The 616-nt window shown below is 59.6% G+C and carries 1 pseudogene; it reads right to left on the reverse strand.

The annotated features are described in order from the left end of the window. Positions 1-616, reverse strand: a pseudogene (locus SJI00_RS22380) (T6SS effector BTH_I2691 family protein); the annotation flags it as partial.

The following is a 616-nucleotide window of genomic DNA, read 5'->3' on the forward strand; positions in this document are numbered from 1 at the left end:
GCCAAGCCTCCAAAGCCGTCGCCATGGCGCCTAGTGCTGCCCAAGTTGCAGTTTTCCAGATCAGCGCTTTAGAAACAGCGGAAAATTCATTGGCTAGAGCCAAGCCAACCCCATCTTTCGATGCCTTTCTCGCAGCGGACAACCATTGCCTGTATCCAGCCTCAGCAACCTTTTTTGTTTCATCACCTAAACTCGCCGACATCCCCGCAGCCCGATGCCACGCCGGCCCCACCCACAATGCCGCAATCGCATTCGCTGCATACCCCGCATTCGCACCCAGGCTGCGCAGTTCATCCGCCGTAAAGCTGCCGTCGTTCTGTGCCTGTCTATAGGTGTTGTGCACATTCCACATGTTCAGTGCCACCAGCAATCCAGGCAGCGCGCTGCCCAAATGCTGGTTCATCCACTGTTTGACCCGCACGCCGTGGGCGGGCGTGCCCGCGCTATTCAGTTGTGCGGCGGCCTCTGCCTGCCCTAGGTCAGCGAGCCAGCGGTTGATTGTGGCGGGATCCAGCATCAGTCGGCTGCTGCCGGAGGCGCTCGCAACGATCTGCTGGGGTTGATGCAAGAACAGGGCTTTGACCTTCTGATCCAGCGTGTGCAGGGCGACACGTGC

Origin of the sequence: Pseudomonas gebzensis (genome assembly GCF_034427815.1) — a bacterium.
GTDB lineage: Bacteria > Pseudomonadota > Gammaproteobacteria > Pseudomonadales > Pseudomonadaceae > Aquipseudomonas.